The organism is Pseudoalteromonas rhizosphaerae (assembly GCF_028885455.1).
In the GTDB taxonomy this organism is placed as follows: domain Bacteria; phylum Pseudomonadota; class Gammaproteobacteria; order Enterobacterales; family Alteromonadaceae; genus Pseudoalteromonas; species Pseudoalteromonas rhizosphaerae.
The window spans coordinates 1,564,195-1,580,502 of the sequence record NZ_CP118496.1 but is presented as its reverse complement, the minus strand read 5'-3'; the positions used below and the strand labels follow the sequence as shown (position 1 = coordinate 1,580,502).

Sequence of the window (16,308 nt, the reverse complement as noted above, 5' to 3'; positions counted from 1 at the left end):
GACTTTTAATCAATACATAAAAGTCACTTTATTTACCCGATTAATACCTAGAAATTACCGCGAATACCGAACATGAAACGTCGACCGCTGTCTTCAATTTGTAGCATTTGATTAGCAAAACGACTTCGTTTGTGAACATACTCTTGAGTTAGATTAATGCCTTCAATAAAGACTGTGACGTGTTCTGTTAAATCATAACTAATGTTCGCATCAAGCTGTGCATAGTCTTCTACAATAGTTACACCATCACCATTAAGTTGACTTAACGATTGCACAAAGCTGTCTCGCCAGTTGTAAGCTAAGCGAGCTTGAAAAGAATCATTTTCATAAAAACCTACCACATTATATGAATCACTTAAGCCTGTAAGAGCAAACACTTGAGTAATATCTGCAGCATCTAACTCTTTGTTACTATCTACAATAGTGGCATTAACCATAAAACCAAAGCCACTGTCGAAAGTATGCTGTAGAGCAACCTCCCACCCATCAACAATTGCTGATTCACTGTTATTTGGTATGGTATTGGTAAACACCGCCGTGGTGTCTGCTGGATCTGGACTATCAACATCATTACCTGTGGAAGGATCAGTAAGTAGACCGCCACCGGGCAGTTCAAAGGTTAAGTCTTCAGTGGTATTGATAATAAAATTAGCAACATTTTTTCTAAAATAACCTGCCGATACATAACTTGCATTGCCGTAGTACCATTCAAGAGATAGATCTAAGTTATCAGAAGTAAAAGGAGCTAACGCTGGATTACCAGAGCTGGATGTTAAATTGCCACCTTGCCGCGTTGTTTCTATCACTGTTACCGGTGACATACTATCGAGCGTCGGCCGAGTGATTGTTTGTGATACCGCAGCACGGGCAATTAAGTCATCATTGATTTCGAGCTTAAGACTAAAATTAGGTAAAATGGCTTCATAGTCAGAATTAGCTGAAATAGATTGAACATTGCCATAATTAGCTAACATTTCTGTTTTATCTAAAATTGACAATGAGTTAACTGGTTCATCGCTTCCGTTCACTTCAACATCAGTCGTTTCATACCTAAACCCAGCTGAGGCAAACAAGGGCATACCCGCAAGCTCTGATTCAAAATCAAATTCGCTATACAAAGCAATTGTGTCTTCTGTTATTTCAAATGACTTATTACGCTTTACTGCATCAAAGCTAATTGGCTGCCCATTTGCAGCGGCATATTGCTCAAGATAAGCAAAGTTTGCTTCACCATCATGTGCAAGCCAAGATGTTGGCATACGACCACTGCCACTGACGTTATCTAAAAAGTCATCGCCGGCATCAAATACAAACTGTGCGAGTCCGTCCATACTAGGCATATCTGGGTAACCACAGAAAGTACAATGTATACCTACACCTTCATTATCCCAACGTTCAAGACTTTTAGTTTCGGATGAATACATTGCGCCAAATTTTACGGCTACAAGACCCGTATAACCATCGTTGTACCATGTACTATCCCAACGAAATTGATCAACGGTATCTTCGACCGCCCAGCCACGACGCAACATAACATGAGCTCGGCTATTTGCCGGATCTAAATGATTTGAGACCCCATCAGGGCTAATTGCCGGGTTATATGCGCTGCCATCTAGCTCCTGTTGACCACTGTAAATACTGTCATCAGCCGATGCAAACTCACTCGCATAAGGTAAGATCCCTTGATCAACTTGAAAGCGCACACGGTTTGCATAACCAATCAAAGATAACTGATCACCTCGGCCATTATTTGCTTCACGCTCAGCCTTTGAATGGCTTAAATCAAAATTCATTTTTAAATTATCGTTTACGTGCCATTGTAAATTAAGCCCAAGCGCACTGGAGTTTGTTAAACGATCGAATTTTTTAGCGTGCATATCCGTTGCAAGCCCGACTTCTTGATAAAGATCAATCACCGTGCCATTTTCGTCAACAGTTGGTCCATCAGCATTACCAAACCCTTCTAAATTGGGTGCAGTAAACCAGTGTCCATAAGACGTTGTATCGGCTTCAACATCAAAATCAGAATACAGTGCATCGCCAGTAATCACTACATCATCAGACGGGGCATATTGAATAACTAAATTAGCATTGGTGCGAGTGCGCGTCTCTGTGGTTACTTTATGATCATAATTACGGGGAGAAAAAATATTGCCAGTATAAGCTTGTCCGCTTTGTGTTTGCGGCTTAGGCACGCCAACATTTTCTAACCAGCCATCTACTTGTGCTTGATTTAACCGGGTTCTACGTTCTTGACGTGAAACAGCGAATAACAAACCTAGGGTATCGTCATTAAATGTATTACTAATTAATCCTGATACCTCTGGCGTTGTTTCTTCACTATTGTCGTCATAAATACCTTTTATGCTGCCGGCTACTTTAAAGCCATTAATAGCAAATGGACGAGCGGTATTTACATTGATTGTTGAGCCTATACCGCCTGACTGCTTTGTTGCGGTTGATGTTTTAAATACATCTAAACTCTTTACCAGCTCCGACGCGATAGTATCAAAACTAAATGCTCGGCTTTGGTTTTCAGATGCCATTTGGCGGCCATTGACTAACACGGTATTAAATTGCGGGCCGAATCCCCGTACCGTGATTAATTGCCCTTCCCCGCCGGAACGGTCAATCGAAACACCGGTGATACGTTGCAATGACTCAGCTAAGTTAGTATCTGGGAATTTACCAATATCTTCTGCTGAAATAGAATCGACGACTCCACCCGCTTCACGTTTAGCATCCATTGCGCGTCCAAGTGATCCTCTTATTCCTCTTACTTCAATTATTTCAGGTCCTTGTTCTGCGGTATCGGCTACTGCAGGTAGTGTAACGCTACTAAGCACTGCGAGTACGGCACTCGCCACCCCGTTTTTTTTATAATTAGTCATGTTGTCATTTCTCTCGAAGCGTGGATCTATCGAAATAGATATTTGCCCATCTTCGCTGACATGTGATTGCAAGCCTGTCCCTGCAAGTAAACTATTTAATGCAGTTATTATTGAATACTCACCAGTAATATTATTAGTCTGCAACTGTTGGATTTTATCCAACGGAAACAACAAGGTAATATCAGCTTGCTCTGCAAAATTAATCAGCGATAGATCAGCCCTTTGTCTTGGAATATCAAACATAATCTTGCCATTTTTGGTATTTGCTTGAGCCTCTGTATTAAACAAAGTAAAAACCAAAACCAGTACACAAAAATGAAGCTGAGATGTTTGATATTTCATGTGCATGGTTTTTCGCCATACACAAAACAAAGACGAGTGAGTTTTTATTTTCCCCCATAAATATTTTCGATTATTTACAAATAATATATATTTTTGACTAGTCATACTGAAAATTGCTAAGCCTTTTTGTTTTTATTATTACTAAAATACAACGGCGAAATATTCAATTTTGAATAATGTTTCGCTTGCAAAGTAATTGCTGTTTTTATCCGCTAAACCCATTTCTAAAATTGCTGCATATCGTCAATTAGAACAAGTAATTAAAAAGTTTAAATCGTATTTAAAGTATCTATTTGGGTGTAAATATCTAAGTACTTAGTGATGTAAATTAAGATAATTTTTACGCTGTTTTTTTAACAACCAAAGAAGCACCATACGATGCTAAGTAGCTTAGCGCCTAGACCCGAACTCTTGATTGCTAAAAACTGTAGTACAATTAACACTATAATTACAAGCTTTAAGCAAAACGAGAAATGGACCGGTAAAGGGCAATGGGTAACGTTATATTAAAAAAATGCGATTAAATAGTTTTTGCCTAGTGGATTTTTTTATCTCAATCGTCTTACTAAGTATTGGCATAAAAATAATAACAGCAGAGCTAAATCCGATGAGAAAACGTTAATGACGAAAGACACACTACTTCACAAGGCTTATTTAGTCTCAAGAAAAAGCATTTCACGAGTTGTGGCTAAAATTGTGCCACCTCATGAAATTGAAGATATTGTGCAAGAAACGTATGTGCGCATATGCAAAATTGAAAACAGCGACAATATTAACTCTCCCAAGTCATTTATCTATAAAACTGCGCGTAATTTAGCATTAGATTATCAAAAACAGGCCAAGATACGCTTGGTCGACGGTATTGATAATATGGAAGCGCTTGAGCAACTTCTGTGTGAACAATACAAAGATGAGATGTATGAGAGCACACTTACCGATAATGAATTTTCGAATTTTTGTGAAGCCGTAAGATTGCTTCCGATACAGTGTCGAAAAGTATTTGTATTAAAAAAAGTGTATGGCTATTCGCAACGTGAAATAGCTGCACAATTGGAGCTTAGTGAAAGTACCGTGGAAAAGCATATTGCAACAGGCATGAAAAGATGTACGCTGTTTATGCGTCAATCAAATAAAAGCACCTATAATGAGCCAGCCCCTTCAGCAAACCTCAGTGCAGGAGGCAAATATGAGTAACATTCATCAGATCCATCAATCTTCCCAAGATAGTAATCAAGTTGAAGATGAACGCTTAGATCAAGCGAGTGAGTGGCTAGCCAAACTTGACCGAAACCTTAGCAGCGATGAAAAAGAAGCACTTAAAGCTTGGCTTGGAGATTCTTACAAAAATGTTGAGGTTCTGCTAGAAGTTGCACAATTGTGGGATAAAATGAGTGAGTTAAGTCGTTTATCAGACTTATTTCCACAAGCATCAAAACAACAACAAAAACTCCCTGTGTGGTTAGGCGCAATAGCAGCATCCATTTTATTGGCTGTTGCGCTTAGCTTTTTTCAAGAAACATTTAATTTTTCGCTGTTTAACCAAGCGAATAAATCTGCGGTAGTAGCAAAACAATTAAACTTTCAAACTGCGATTGGAGAAAGTAAAGATATTATTTTGCCTGACCAAAGTAAAATAACACTCAATACAAATAGTTTTGTCCATATTAAATACACTCCATCAGCCCGAGTAATCAATCTTCTTCGTGGTGAGATCCATATTGATGTCGCACATGATACCTCACGGCCTTTGAGTGTCGTCACTGGTAATAAAATAATCCAAGCCGTTGGAACTGCGTTTAATGTAGAGGTAAACAATAAACAAATAGAACTTATTGTTACCGATGGAAAAGTATTAGTTGCTCAGCAGTATACAACCGCTGTACCTAACCTCTCAAATAATGGCACTTCTAGAGTTGCAAAAGATGTATCGCTGCATTCCACGCCGGTATCAAAGGGTGAGAAACTCAATTTAGACTTTAAGGGTGAAATTACCAAAAAAGTTGAAAAAATTGACGCGATTGATGTGGCAGCAAACTTATCTTGGCGTCAAGGGAGTATCATTTTCAGAGGCGAATCACTTAGCGACGCAATGACCGAAATTAGCCGCTATACCAATATTAACTTTGAGCTTGCTGATGACGAACGTTTGAAGCAAGTACACGTTGCAGGCATGTTCAAAACTGGCGACGTTAAAGGTCTACTCGAAGTGCTTAATAATAACTTTAATATTAGTTATGAAAGAGTCAGCCCCGATAAAATCATGTTAAAATATGCGTCGCCTCACACTACTATATAATTCGTTACAACAATAACCAGGTATATCACCATGACAACACCTTTATCGTCGGGCAAGATTAATAGCCCGAATCACTCTTTATCAACAAACACCGATTCTCTACTTTACGTTATATTTATATCTGGCGTTGCAGCAATTGGTGGCTTTTTATTTGGCTTTGACTCCGGGGTTATCAACGGAACTGTGTCGGCGCTTGGCAAAACATTTAACTCAAGCAGCGTCGCAACAGGGTTTAATGTTGCGTCGGTTTTACTGGGTTGTGCTCTTGGTGCGCTGATTGCGGGCCCGCTTGCTGATAAATTTGGCCGCCGCTCAATTATGATCATCACTGCAGTAATATTTGCCATTAGCGCGTTTGGTTCAGGCATTGCAGACAGCTCCGCTGAATTTATTTTTTATCGTCTATTTGGTGGTCTCGGTATTGGCGCTGCATCTGTATTGGCACCCGCTTACATTGCTGAAGTCGCACCTGCGGCTTTGCGTGGACGATTAGCAACACTGCAACAATTAGCGATTGTACTTGGCTTATTTGCTGCTTTTTTAAGTAACTACCTGATCGCTTCGGCGGCAAACGGCGCTGAAGGTATTTTTATTCTTGAGCTGGCGGCTTGGCGCTGGATGTTTTGGGCAGAACTTGTACCTGCAGGATTATTTCTGTTGGGAGTATTATTTATACCAGAGTCGCCGCGTTATTTAGTTGCCCAAGGCCAATTAGAAAAAGCCAAAGCTGTATTTAAAAAAATATCTAATGATGATGCCCAATCACAAATAAACGATGTTAAGCAGTCACTTCATGGCGATAAAAAACCAAGTATTCGTGACTTATTTATTGACGGTAAAAAGAAAATACACCCAATTGTATGGGTTGGTATCGCTTTGTCTGTTTTTCAGCAATTTGTAGGCATTAATGTGGTCTTTTATTACGGCTCTGAGCTTTGGCAAGCAGCGGGTTTTGATGAATCACAATCTTTATTCATCAATGTATTAGCGGGTACTACCAATATTTTATCTACTTTTATAGCAATTGCGCTTATCGATAAAGTAGGCAGAAAACCATTATTACTAGTAGGTAGTATTGGTATGTTTATTAGTTTAAGTGCATTAACTTATACCTTTGGTAGCGCAGGCCTCGATGCGGCAGGTAAACTTGCATTAACTGACAGTATGGGCACGTTTGCACTTATCATGGCTAATCTCTTTGTGGTATTTTTTGGCTTAAGCTGGGGACCTGTTGTATGGGTACTATTAGGCGAAATGTTCAATAATCGTATTCGAGGGGCTGCTTTAGCTGTTGCAGCAAGTGCGCAATGGCTTGCCAACTTTACAATTACCATGACCTTCCCGATTATGCTCGGTAGTATTGGTTTAGCTGGTGCCTATGGGTTTTATGCTATTTCGGCCTTTATTAGCGTATTTTTTATTGTTAAATATATAAAAGAAACACGTGGTATCAAGCTAGAAGCCATGTAAAAGTTGTTTAAAATGGCGAATGTATTTATTTCGCCATTTTTTCAACTAAGACTCTACTTTAAGTAATTCAACTTCAAATATAAGTAAAGAGGCTGGAGGAATACTGCCAACACGTTTTTCACCGTAAGCTAATTGATGAGGGATATAAAAGGTGTATTTATCGCCTTCACTCATCAGTTGCAAGCCTTCAGTCCAGCCTTTTATTACCTGATTTAAACCAAAACTGATTGGGCTATTACGCTCAACAGAACTGTCAAATACACTGCCATCTAGCAAAGTACCGTGATAATGCACATTCACCATGCTAGTTGGGCTTGGTCTTGCCTCACTACCACTGCTGCTAACAACTTTATATTGCAGACCAGATGCGGTCTCAATAACCCCTTCAACCTTGCTGTTTGCCACTAAAAAGTCGGCTTCGATTTGCGCATTAGCGACCGCTTGTTGCTTTACTTTTTTGCTATTTTGAAAAATCAAAAAGCATAAAATGGCGATGATAATCGCCAAAATAATGTTGATCATGATTATTCTTTCTCGTGTTCTTTTTCGTCGTTATCGCCATTAACGATATCTGCAATTTCACTTAAACGGGCTAAGGCAATGCCGTTAACTGAGTTTTCAGGATATTGCCCGTCGCTCAACTCGCCTGCTGCAATATCCATCAGTAAATTAAGCGCTTGGTCAACCGTTTCAACTGCATAAATATGAAACTTGCCAAGCTCTACTGCATTGAGGATCTCGTCATCAAGCACTAAGTTTACTTGATTTGATTTAGGAATTATTACTCCTTGCGCAGACGTTAAACCACGCATTTTGCAAAGCTTAAAAAACCCTTCAATTTTTTCGTTTACACCGCCAATGGCTTGCACGTCACCGTGCTGGTTAATTGAACCAGTCAGTGCAATTGACTGGCTAATAGGTAAGCTAGTAATTGCAGAAATAAGCGCACACAACTCAGCTAATGACGCACTGTCGCCATCAATGTAGCCATAACTTTGTTCAATGGCGATATTAGCACTGAGCGTTAAACTAAATTGCTGCGCATATTTATTACCTAAATAGCCAGTCAGTAGCATGACACCTTTGGAGTGAATGGCTTTACCCAGCTCAGCTTCGCGCTCAACGTCAATTACCCCATCCGCACCAGCGTAAACCGTGGCGGTGATCCGTGCCGGAGTACCAAAAGAAGTATCGCCAATGTGTAATACTGTTAAACCGTTTACTTTACCTACAGCATGACCGTCGGTGGCAATTAAGGTATGCCCTTCTTTGATATCGCTGAGCATATTTTCGCTAATTTGCCCAGTACGATATTGCTTGCCTTCAATCGCTTCATCAATATGATGGGCATCAATTAAAGTTAAGTTATCTTGCTTGGTATAAAAGCTGGCTTCTGCCACTAGCTCTAACACATCAGCAAAACGAGCTGAAAGCTTATTGTGATGTTCTGCTTGGCGGTAGCTAAATTTCAGTAATCGTGCCATCGCTGACTCAGTTAGACTACACTTTAGCGTCTGCTCACAGTACTCAATCACTTTAGTGATAAATTGATACTGTAATTTATCACTGCTTGGCAGGTAATAATCAAAATCGGCTAACACTCTAAACAGCTCAGCAAACTCTTCGTCATATTCACCGATGGTGTAATACAACTCACGCGAGCCGAGTAAAATAATTTTTACATCAAGCGGGATCAACTGTGGACGCAAGGTAAAGCTACTGCCAACAGCACTATCTTGATACGGTAAATCATTTTTGATTTGATGAGTTTTTAATGACAGCTTTAAACCATCCCACACTTGTGGATTAGCCATCACTTTTTCAGCGTCCATAATCAAATAACCACCGTTAGCGCGATGCAGTGCCCCCGGCTGAATCGATCGATAACTGGTGATCAATGAGCCTTGTGAAGTAGCATATTCAATTTTGCCAAAAATATTACCAAAGGTAGGATTTGGCTCATACACCACAGGGGCAGCATCACCTTCTTTAAATTCAACTAAAATATTAGGTGCAAAAAAGTCGGTAAGCATCCCTTTACGGTCAAAATCTTCTTTGTTTTCGTCGCTAACATCTTCATCATCGAGCCACTCAAGTACCGCATCAATAATTTCCACGCGGATGTCTTTTAGATAGCGTAATACTCCAATGTGCGCAGCATATTTATGTTCAAGATCTTTTAGTAATGGCTTAGTAGCCAGCTCTGCGGTGGATTTTTTTAAATTACGGAGTTTTTCAGATGATTCACGTTTCCAACGAGGCAACTCAATCAGTGCCTCAATTAGTGCATCTTCGAGTTTTTCAATTACTTCATAAAATTGTTCACGCAATTCATCATCAAGCTCAGCAAATTCAGCATCGCTTAGTTGTTTGCCATCAATCAGCGGGGCAAATCCAACCACACTTTTTTCTTCAATTAAGGCAACACTTTGCTCAAGCGCGGCAATTTCCACAGCAGTAATTGCGCTATCGTAAGCGTCGTTAAATTCACGGTCGATTTTTTTCTTTTTACGCTGGTACGCTGGGTTATCAAACGCTGCAGGAAAGGTGTCGAGTACTTCATCAATAAATGAGTCAATATCATCAGCTAACTGTTTACTTTGACCTGCTTGTAAAAACATTGCGATAGGCTCGCGGTGGTCGTCATAATTATTAACGTATAACCACTCATTTGGTGTTGGCCGGCCTTTGCTGTGTGCTTGAAGTTTATCTTTGACTAAGGTAAACCGACCATGCGCGGCCTCCCCCATTACATACACATTGTAACCAGGTAATTCCATCCCTAACGAGAAATCAAGCGCACTTTGCGCCCGCTGTTGACCGATGAAAGTCAAGGTTTCAGGGTATGGATTGTTCATGCACGTTTGTACATGATTAAGTGAAATTGTCGGCGCAAGGGCCGACACAGATAAAGGCAGCAGTTTCTTCGTCATTCTAACTTCTTTTTATACCAACATATTCGTTGATTTTGTAAGGTGGCATCAGTGCACTAAAAGGCACTGTTCACTAACTATTTAAGGTTGTAGTGCCTTGCGGCTAAAGTAGATACCATCACATTGCGAACACGCTGTAATTTGCGTAGCGTGGTAAATATCATAACTATATTGGCAATTCTTACATACTAATGTGCCCATGGCTATCCATTCGCCTTGGTGATATACCCCATTGTGCTTAAAATCTTGATTTAATGCTTGCCACTCAAGTTGAGTTTTGTCTTCGATATGTGAAAGTTCAAACCACAAAGACTCTTTAAGCTCTTGCCATGCAAGGGAACCATAGTGTTGATCGTGCTCTTGGATGTGCTCAATATCGCGCTTTAAATATTCACTGTATAAAGTTAATTTTTCTTGTCCTAAATCTTTTAGCGCTTGTTCAGATTCAATAAACTTATCCATCGCATCTTTTAGCTCATGATCTTTTACGTCTTTTAACCATGTGCTCAAATCTGTTAACCACATCTTATAATCAGCCATTGTTTACTCCTTCAGAACTGTGTTTAGCGAACCTATACCTTACACAAGTATAGGTTAACCTGCCCTGAAAACTAATTTCATATAAAATCCACTGATTTGACGCTGTGATTAGTGCTTTTTTTGGGGTATCCTAAAGGCAATTTTTTATTAGTTTGCAAGAAGTCTGGAACCGTAGATGCAAGAGCAATATAACCCGCAAGACATAGAGTCAAAAGTCCAAGCCTACTGGGAAGAAAACCAAGTATTTAAAGCCACTGAAGACGAGAGCAAAGAAAAGTATTATTGCCTTTCTATGTTCCCTTACCCAAGCGGCCGACTCCACATGGGTCATGTGCGTAACTACACGATTGGTGATGTTGTTTCTCGTTTCCAACGCTTGCAAGGCAAAAACGTAATGCAACCTATGGGTTGGGACGCGTTTGGTCTACCGGCTGAAAATGCGGCAATTAAAAATAAAACTGCGCCAGCAAAATGGACCTACGAGAACATCGATTACATGCGTACCCAACTTAAGCAATTAGGTTTTGGTTATGACTGGGATCGTGAGATCGCAACTTGCCATCCAGAATATTACAAATGGGAACAGTGGTTCTTCACTAAGCTTTACGAAAAAGGCCTAGTGTACAAAAAAATGTCAACGGTAAACTGGGATCCAGTAGACCAAACAGTACTTGCTAACGAGCAAGTTATTGATGGTCGCGGTTGGCGTTCAGGTGCTGTAGTTGAACAAAAAGAAATTCCACAGTGGTTTATTAAAATCACTGACTACGCGCAAGAGCTACTTGACGACTTAGACAAGTTAGAAGATTGGCCAGAGCAAGTTAAAACCATGCAGCGCAACTGGATTGGTCGCTCTGAAGGGTTAGATATTGAGTTTAAACGCACCGATAACAACGAAACATTCAGCGTTTATACCACTCGCCCTGATACCTTTATGGGTGTGACTTATGTTGCTGTTGCAGGCGGACACCCTATCGCACAAGAAGCAGCTAAAAATAGCGACGCTGTGGCACGCTTTGTTGATGAATGCAAAAACACCAAAGTAGCTGAAGCTGATATGGCGACGATGGAGAAAAAAGGCATCGCAACGGGCTTTTTTGCTACTCACCCACTTACCGGTGAGCAAGTACCAATTTGGGTTGCCAACTTTGTATTAATGCATTATGGCTCAGGTGCTGTAATGGCCGTACCCGCGCACGACCAACGGGACTTTGAATTTGCTACCGCTTACGGTTTAGACATCAAACAAGTCATTGCACCTGTCGCAGGTTCAGATCTTGAAGTAAACCTAAATGAAGCGGCATTCACTGAAAAAGGTGTGCTGGTAAATTCAGCTGAATTTGATGGCCTTGATTTTGATGGCGCATTTAAGGCTATTGCTGACAAACTTGAAGCACTGGGTGTTGGTGAGCGTAAAGTAAACTTCCGTTTACGTGATTGGGGTGTTAGCCGTCAGCGTTATTGGGGTTCACCAATCCCAATGTTAAGCGATGAAAACGGTAACGAACTTGCTGCGACTGAAGATATGCTGCCGGTGCGCTTACCAGAAGACGTGGTAATGAACGGTGTAACATCGCCAATCAAAGCAGATCCACAATGGGCTAAAACCACAGTTAATGGCGCACCTGCGTTTCATGAAACTGACACTTTTGATACGTTTATGGAATCATCTTGGTACTACGCACGTTACTGTAGTCCACGCCATGACAAAGGTATGCTAGATCCAGCTGCGGCAAACTACTGGTTACCAGTAAACCAATACATTGGTGGTATTGAGCACGCTATTTTACATTTATTGTATTCGCGCTTTTTCCATAAATTATTACGTGATTTTGGCTTAGTTAATTCAGATGAGCCATTTGACCGCTTATTATGCCAAGGCATGGTACTTGCCGAAACATTTTATCGTAAAGATGAAAAAGGTGGCGACATTTGGATTTCCCCTAGTGATGTAAATACTGAAACAGACGACAAAGGCCGCGTGACTAAAGCATGGCATAAAGTTGACGGCGAGCCAGTATTCTCATCAGGCATGAGCAAAATGTCTAAATCAAAAAATAACGGTATCGACCCGCAACAAGTTATCGCTCAATACGGCGCTGATACGGTACGTTTATTTATGATGTTTACCGCACCGCCAGAGCAAACGCTTGAATGGTCTGATTCAGGTGTTGAAGGGGCACATCGTTTCATTAAACGTGTATGGAAATATGCGGTTGATGTAAACACTGTTGGTTTCCAAGCATTAGACAAATCAGCATTAAATAACGAGCAAAAAGTGCTTCGTCGTGAGCTGCACAAAGCAATTGCAAAAGTGACTGATGATGTTGAACGTCGTCAAACATTCAACACTGCCATTGCGGCAATCATGGAAATCTCAAACAAATTGTTAAAAGCACCTTTAGCTGACAAACAAGATGTAGCGATTGCCAACGAAGCGCTTGAAGCGCTGCTAATTATGCTTGCACCAATTACGCCGCATTTGTCACATCAATTGTGGCAAGAACTGGGTAAAGAAGGCGATATTTTAGATGCGTCTTGGCCCGTGGTTGATGAGTCTGCCCTTGTTGAAGATGAAAAACTGATCATCGTGCAAGTTAACGGTAAACTACGCGCAAAATTAACGGTGCCAGCTGATGCTACTAAAGAGCAAGTAGAAGCACTAGCATTTGCTGAACCTAACGTATCTAAGTTCACAGATGGCGTAACAATCCGTAAGGTTATTTACGTACCTGGTAAACTACTTAACGTGGTTGCTAACTAATTATGGCTGCTATTCATGCCATTAAAAACGGACTAGCCTTAGCGCTAGTCTGTTTTTTGTTATCTAGCTGCGGCTTTCACCTTAAAAAAGCCTCAAGTCTGCCTGATGACTTGGCCACCTTAACTTTAAACGGTGATGATGAAAAATCAGCGTTATTTGCGATGCTTGGCAAAGAACTCACATTGAGCAAAGTTGAGTTACTCGACACGCCTAAGAAAAACGTCGCTCAGCTGTATTTATATAAAGATCGTCTTGAACGCCAAACCTTATCATTATTTAAAAATGGTCAGGTTGCCGAGTACGAGTTAGCTTATAGTGTTCGCTACTTACTCAAGCGCCCAGGCAAAGAAGCAATTGAACAACGTTTTGAGCTTTATCGTAATTATCAAGACGACCCAGATAACGCTTTAGCAAAAGCAAAAGAGTTAGAGTTGCTACTGAATGAAATTCGCATGCAAGCTAGTCGTCGTATTGTTAGAGAGCTGTCGCAACTATAATGCGCTGTTATGCGAATCAATTACCCAATGAATTAAAAAAAGGCTTACAGCCTTTTTATTTAGTATTTGGTGAAGAACCCTTTCAAGTAGCACAATGCGCTCAACAAATTCGTCAGATTGCGAAACAGCAAGGTTTTGATGAGGTTGTTAAATTTACCTTAATGCCCGGTTTTGATTGGCAAGAGCTAATAGCGCAATATCAAAGTATGTCGTTATTTAGTGCTCGCACTTTAATCGAGCTAGATCTTAATTTTCAAAAGCCAGGTATTGTTGGTAGCCAAACGTTTAAACAGCTCGTAGCACTAAATAACCCCGACACGGTACTTATTGTAAAAGGGGCCAAGGCCAGTCAAGATATTCAGCGCAGTGCTTGGTTTAAGTCGTTAGATAAACTGGGCGTATTTGTACCCTGCTACCCCCTGACCGGCAATCATTTAAGCCGTTGGCTTGATGAGCAGTGCCAGCGCTTAAAAATCAATATGCAAGCAGATGCCAAACGCACCCTAATTGATGCTACTGAAGGTAATTTGTTAGCGTGTTTTCAAGAGCTCGAAAAACTGTCGTTATTGCATGGCACTGCTATGATCGATCAACAGCAGGTTTTACAAGGCCTACTTAATCAAGCCAAGTTTGATATTTTTGATTTAAGTGATGCACTGCTACAAGGTAATAGTCGCCAAGCAATTAAAGTATTAAATAAACTCGCTGGCGATAACACTGAAGCTGTGAGTATCTTATGGACCATTACTAAAGAAGCAAATACCTTACTAAGCCTACAATTAGGCTTACAACAAGGTGAACAACTGGCAACGCTATTTAAACAAAAAGCCATCTGGAAAAATCAGCAAGGGCCGATTCAACAAGCACTTAATCGTTTGTCGATACATACTTTAGAGCAAATCACCCAGTTGCTCGCACAATTTGATGCCAGCTATAAACAAGGTAACTTAATCAAGCCTTATCAAGCTTTGGCACATATTTGTTTGGTGTTTTGTCAGCCATTGGTGATCCCACTGCCTGCGCACCCACTTAACTAATTATTAGGCGTTTATAATGATTGCACTGTTTGGTGGCACCTTCGACCCCGTTCACTTAGGCCATATAAATATGGCGAAGCACTGTGTAAAACACTTTAATTTAGCGACTTTATACTTTATGCCTTGTGCTATTCCAGCTCATAAGACTGCACCTGGGATAAGTACGCAGCATCGCATCGCAATGCTCAATGCAGCGATTGCACCTTACCCATATTTTCAACTCGATTTACGCGAACTCAATCGCAGTGGCCCGTCATATTCATTATTAAGCCTGCAAGAGATCCGCACACAATTTCCAGATCAACCATTATTATTTTTAATTGGCATGGATTCGTTTAATAACTTAGATAAATGGTTTGAGTGGCAAACAATTACTCAGCTTTGTCATATTGTGGTATTTCAACGCCCGGGCCTAAAATGCACTGCCCATGGCGAGTTACTCGCATACCAACAAGCCGCAGAATGTAGTAATAGCGCAGAGCTTACAACGCAAGCTGGTGGAAAATTATATTTTTTAGCTGGCGAAGAAATGGCTATTGCCTCAAGCGATATTCGCAAGGCGATTAAAAATGCCATAGATTACAATGAACTTCTTCCTACTGGCGTGAGTCAGTATATTCAATCACAGCAACTTTATCTAAGTGATGAATAAATACCAGTTGCGTGATAAAATAACAGCTATTCACTTTTAAATGAGATAACACCTTGGATACGAAACAACTACTCGCCTTTGCAATAGACAAAATTGACGATATGAAAGCACGTGATGTGGTTAATATTGATGTAAGCGCAAGCTCAGACATCACCGATTTTATGGTCGTGTGCTCTGGAACTTCGAAACGTCATGTATTGTCAATTGCTGATCATTTAGCAAAAGAAGCTCGTCACGCAGGTCAAGAGCCTCTAGGTTATGAAGGCCAAAGCGATGGTGAATGGGCACTGGTTGATTTAGGCGATGTAATCGTACACGTAATGCAAGATCAAGCACGTAGCTATTACGACCTCGAAAAACTATGGAGCTAATTGCTCACTAATTTTACTAGAGCTTGGATGTAACACGTGAAAATACAGATGATTGCCGTAGGCACCAAAATGCCAGCGTGGGTAGAAACGGGTTTTGCACAATATCAGCGCCGCTTTCCAAAAGATATGGCGCTGGAGTTAATTGAAATTCCCGCAGGTAAACGTGGTAAAAATACAGATATTAAACGTATTTTGCATATTGAAGGCGAAAAAACCTTAGCCGCTATCCCTAAAGGCAATCGTATTGTTACGCTTGAGGTAACAGGCAAAGCGCTTGATACTCACCAATTAGCAAAAGACATGGAGAAGTGGCAACTGGATGGCCGCGATGTAAGTTTGCTAATTGGCGGCCCTGAAGGCTTAGCACCAGAATGTATTGCTGCCTCAGAGCAAAAATGGTCATTATCAAATTTGACCCTACCACATCCATTGGTGCGTATTATTGTTGCTGAAAGTCTATATAGAGGCTGGAGCTTAAACAATAACCACCCGTATCATCGCGAGTAACATTTACT

At 40.7% G+C, this 16,308-nt stretch carries 13 protein-coding genes; 9 read left to right on the top strand and 4 right to left on the bottom strand.

All coding sequences use genetic code 11. The features are described 5' to 3' along the window. Window positions 1-47: 47 nt before the first annotated feature. On the bottom strand, window positions 48-3,338 hold the full coding sequence (locus tag PVK79_RS06685) for a TonB-dependent receptor (RefSeq protein ID WP_257325544.1): 3,291 nt from the start codon (window positions 3,336-3,338) through the stop codon (window positions 48-50). A 516-nt stretch (window positions 3,339-3,854) separates the two neighbouring features. Here PVK79_RS06685 and PVK79_RS06680 point away from each other — a divergent pair. Genes PVK79_RS06680 through PVK79_RS06670 form a run of 3 tightly spaced genes read left to right on the top strand, consistent with a single transcriptional unit; the run spans window position 3,855 to window position 6,999 of the window. After that, window positions 3,855-4,427 carry an RNA polymerase sigma factor gene (locus tag PVK79_RS06680; RefSeq protein ID WP_257325543.1) on the top strand — a complete coding sequence of 191 codons (573 nt, stop codon included), beginning with the start codon at window positions 3,855-3,857 and terminating at the stop codon, window positions 4,425-4,427. Next, the gene (locus PVK79_RS06675) at window positions 4,420-5,529 is read left to right on the top strand and encodes a FecR family protein (RefSeq protein ID WP_145240565.1); all 1,110 of its coding nucleotides are present in this window, start codon (window positions 4,420-4,422) and stop codon (window positions 5,527-5,529) included. The genes PVK79_RS06680 and PVK79_RS06675 overlap by 8 nt, the downstream gene beginning before the upstream one ends. A 30-nt stretch (window positions 5,530-5,559) precedes the next feature. After that, on the top strand, window positions 5,560-6,999 hold the full coding sequence (locus PVK79_RS06670; protein WP_220491345.1) for a sugar porter family MFS transporter: 1,440 nt from the start codon (window positions 5,560-5,562) through the stop codon (window positions 6,997-6,999). 45 nt (window positions 7,000-7,044) lie between these two features. Here PVK79_RS06670 and bamJ read toward each other — a convergent pair whose 3' ends face one another. The 3 genes from bamJ to PVK79_RS06655 form a co-directional block, all read right to left on the bottom strand. Continuing rightward, a complete protein-coding gene (gene bamJ / locus PVK79_RS06665) occupies window positions 7,045-7,521 on the bottom strand; it encodes a BamJ family beta-barrel-assembly machinery protein (RefSeq protein WP_149980730.1) in 477 nt (158 codons plus the stop codon). 2 nt (window positions 7,522-7,523) lie between these two features. After that, window positions 7,524-9,932 (bottom strand): Lon protease family protein, encoded by a 2,409-nt coding sequence (locus tag PVK79_RS06660; protein WP_145240561.1) that lies wholly within the window; start codon window positions 9,930-9,932, stop codon window positions 7,524-7,526. Between the two features lie 81 nt (window positions 9,933-10,013). After that, complete coding sequence (locus PVK79_RS06655) at window positions 10,014-10,472, bottom strand: zinc ribbon-containing protein (protein ID WP_257325541.1); 459 nt, start codon at window positions 10,470-10,472, stop codon at window positions 10,014-10,016. 175 nt (window positions 10,473-10,647) lie between these two features. On the opposite strand from PVK79_RS06655, the gene leuS reads away from it, so the two are divergent. Genes leuS through rlmH form a run of 6 tightly spaced genes read left to right on the top strand, consistent with a single transcriptional unit; the run spans window position 10,648 to window position 16,300 of the window. Next, a complete protein-coding gene (leuS, locus tag PVK79_RS06650) occupies window positions 10,648-13,236 on the top strand; it encodes a leucine--tRNA ligase (protein ID WP_145240556.1) in 2,589 nt (862 codons plus the stop codon). A 2-nt stretch (window positions 13,237-13,238) separates the two neighbouring features. Further along, window positions 13,239-13,733, top strand: coding sequence for an LPS-assembly lipoprotein LptE (locus tag PVK79_RS06645; protein WP_145240554.1), 495 nt, complete (start codon window positions 13,239-13,241; stop codon window positions 13,731-13,733). Beyond that, window positions 13,733-14,770, top strand: a complete 1,038-nt coding sequence (gene holA, locus PVK79_RS06640) for a DNA polymerase III subunit delta (protein ID WP_145240552.1) — start codon at window positions 13,733-13,735, stop codon at window positions 14,768-14,770. The genes PVK79_RS06645 and holA overlap by 1 nt, the downstream gene beginning before the upstream one ends. Before the next feature lie 16 nt (window positions 14,771-14,786). Further along, a complete protein-coding gene (gene nadD, locus PVK79_RS06635; protein WP_149980732.1) occupies window positions 14,787-15,422 on the top strand; it encodes a nicotinate-nucleotide adenylyltransferase in 636 nt (211 codons plus the stop codon). 53 nt (window positions 15,423-15,475) lie between these two features. Next, complete coding sequence (gene rsfS, locus PVK79_RS06630; protein WP_145240548.1) at window positions 15,476-15,793, top strand: ribosome silencing factor; 318 nt, start codon at window positions 15,476-15,478, stop codon at window positions 15,791-15,793. A gap of 36 nt (window positions 15,794-15,829) precedes the next feature. Then, window positions 15,830-16,300 (top strand): 23S rRNA (pseudouridine(1915)-N(3))-methyltransferase RlmH, encoded by a 471-nt coding sequence (gene rlmH / locus PVK79_RS06625; RefSeq protein ID WP_257325539.1) that lies wholly within the window; start codon window positions 15,830-15,832, stop codon window positions 16,298-16,300. Window positions 16,301-16,308: the final 8 nt, after the last annotated feature.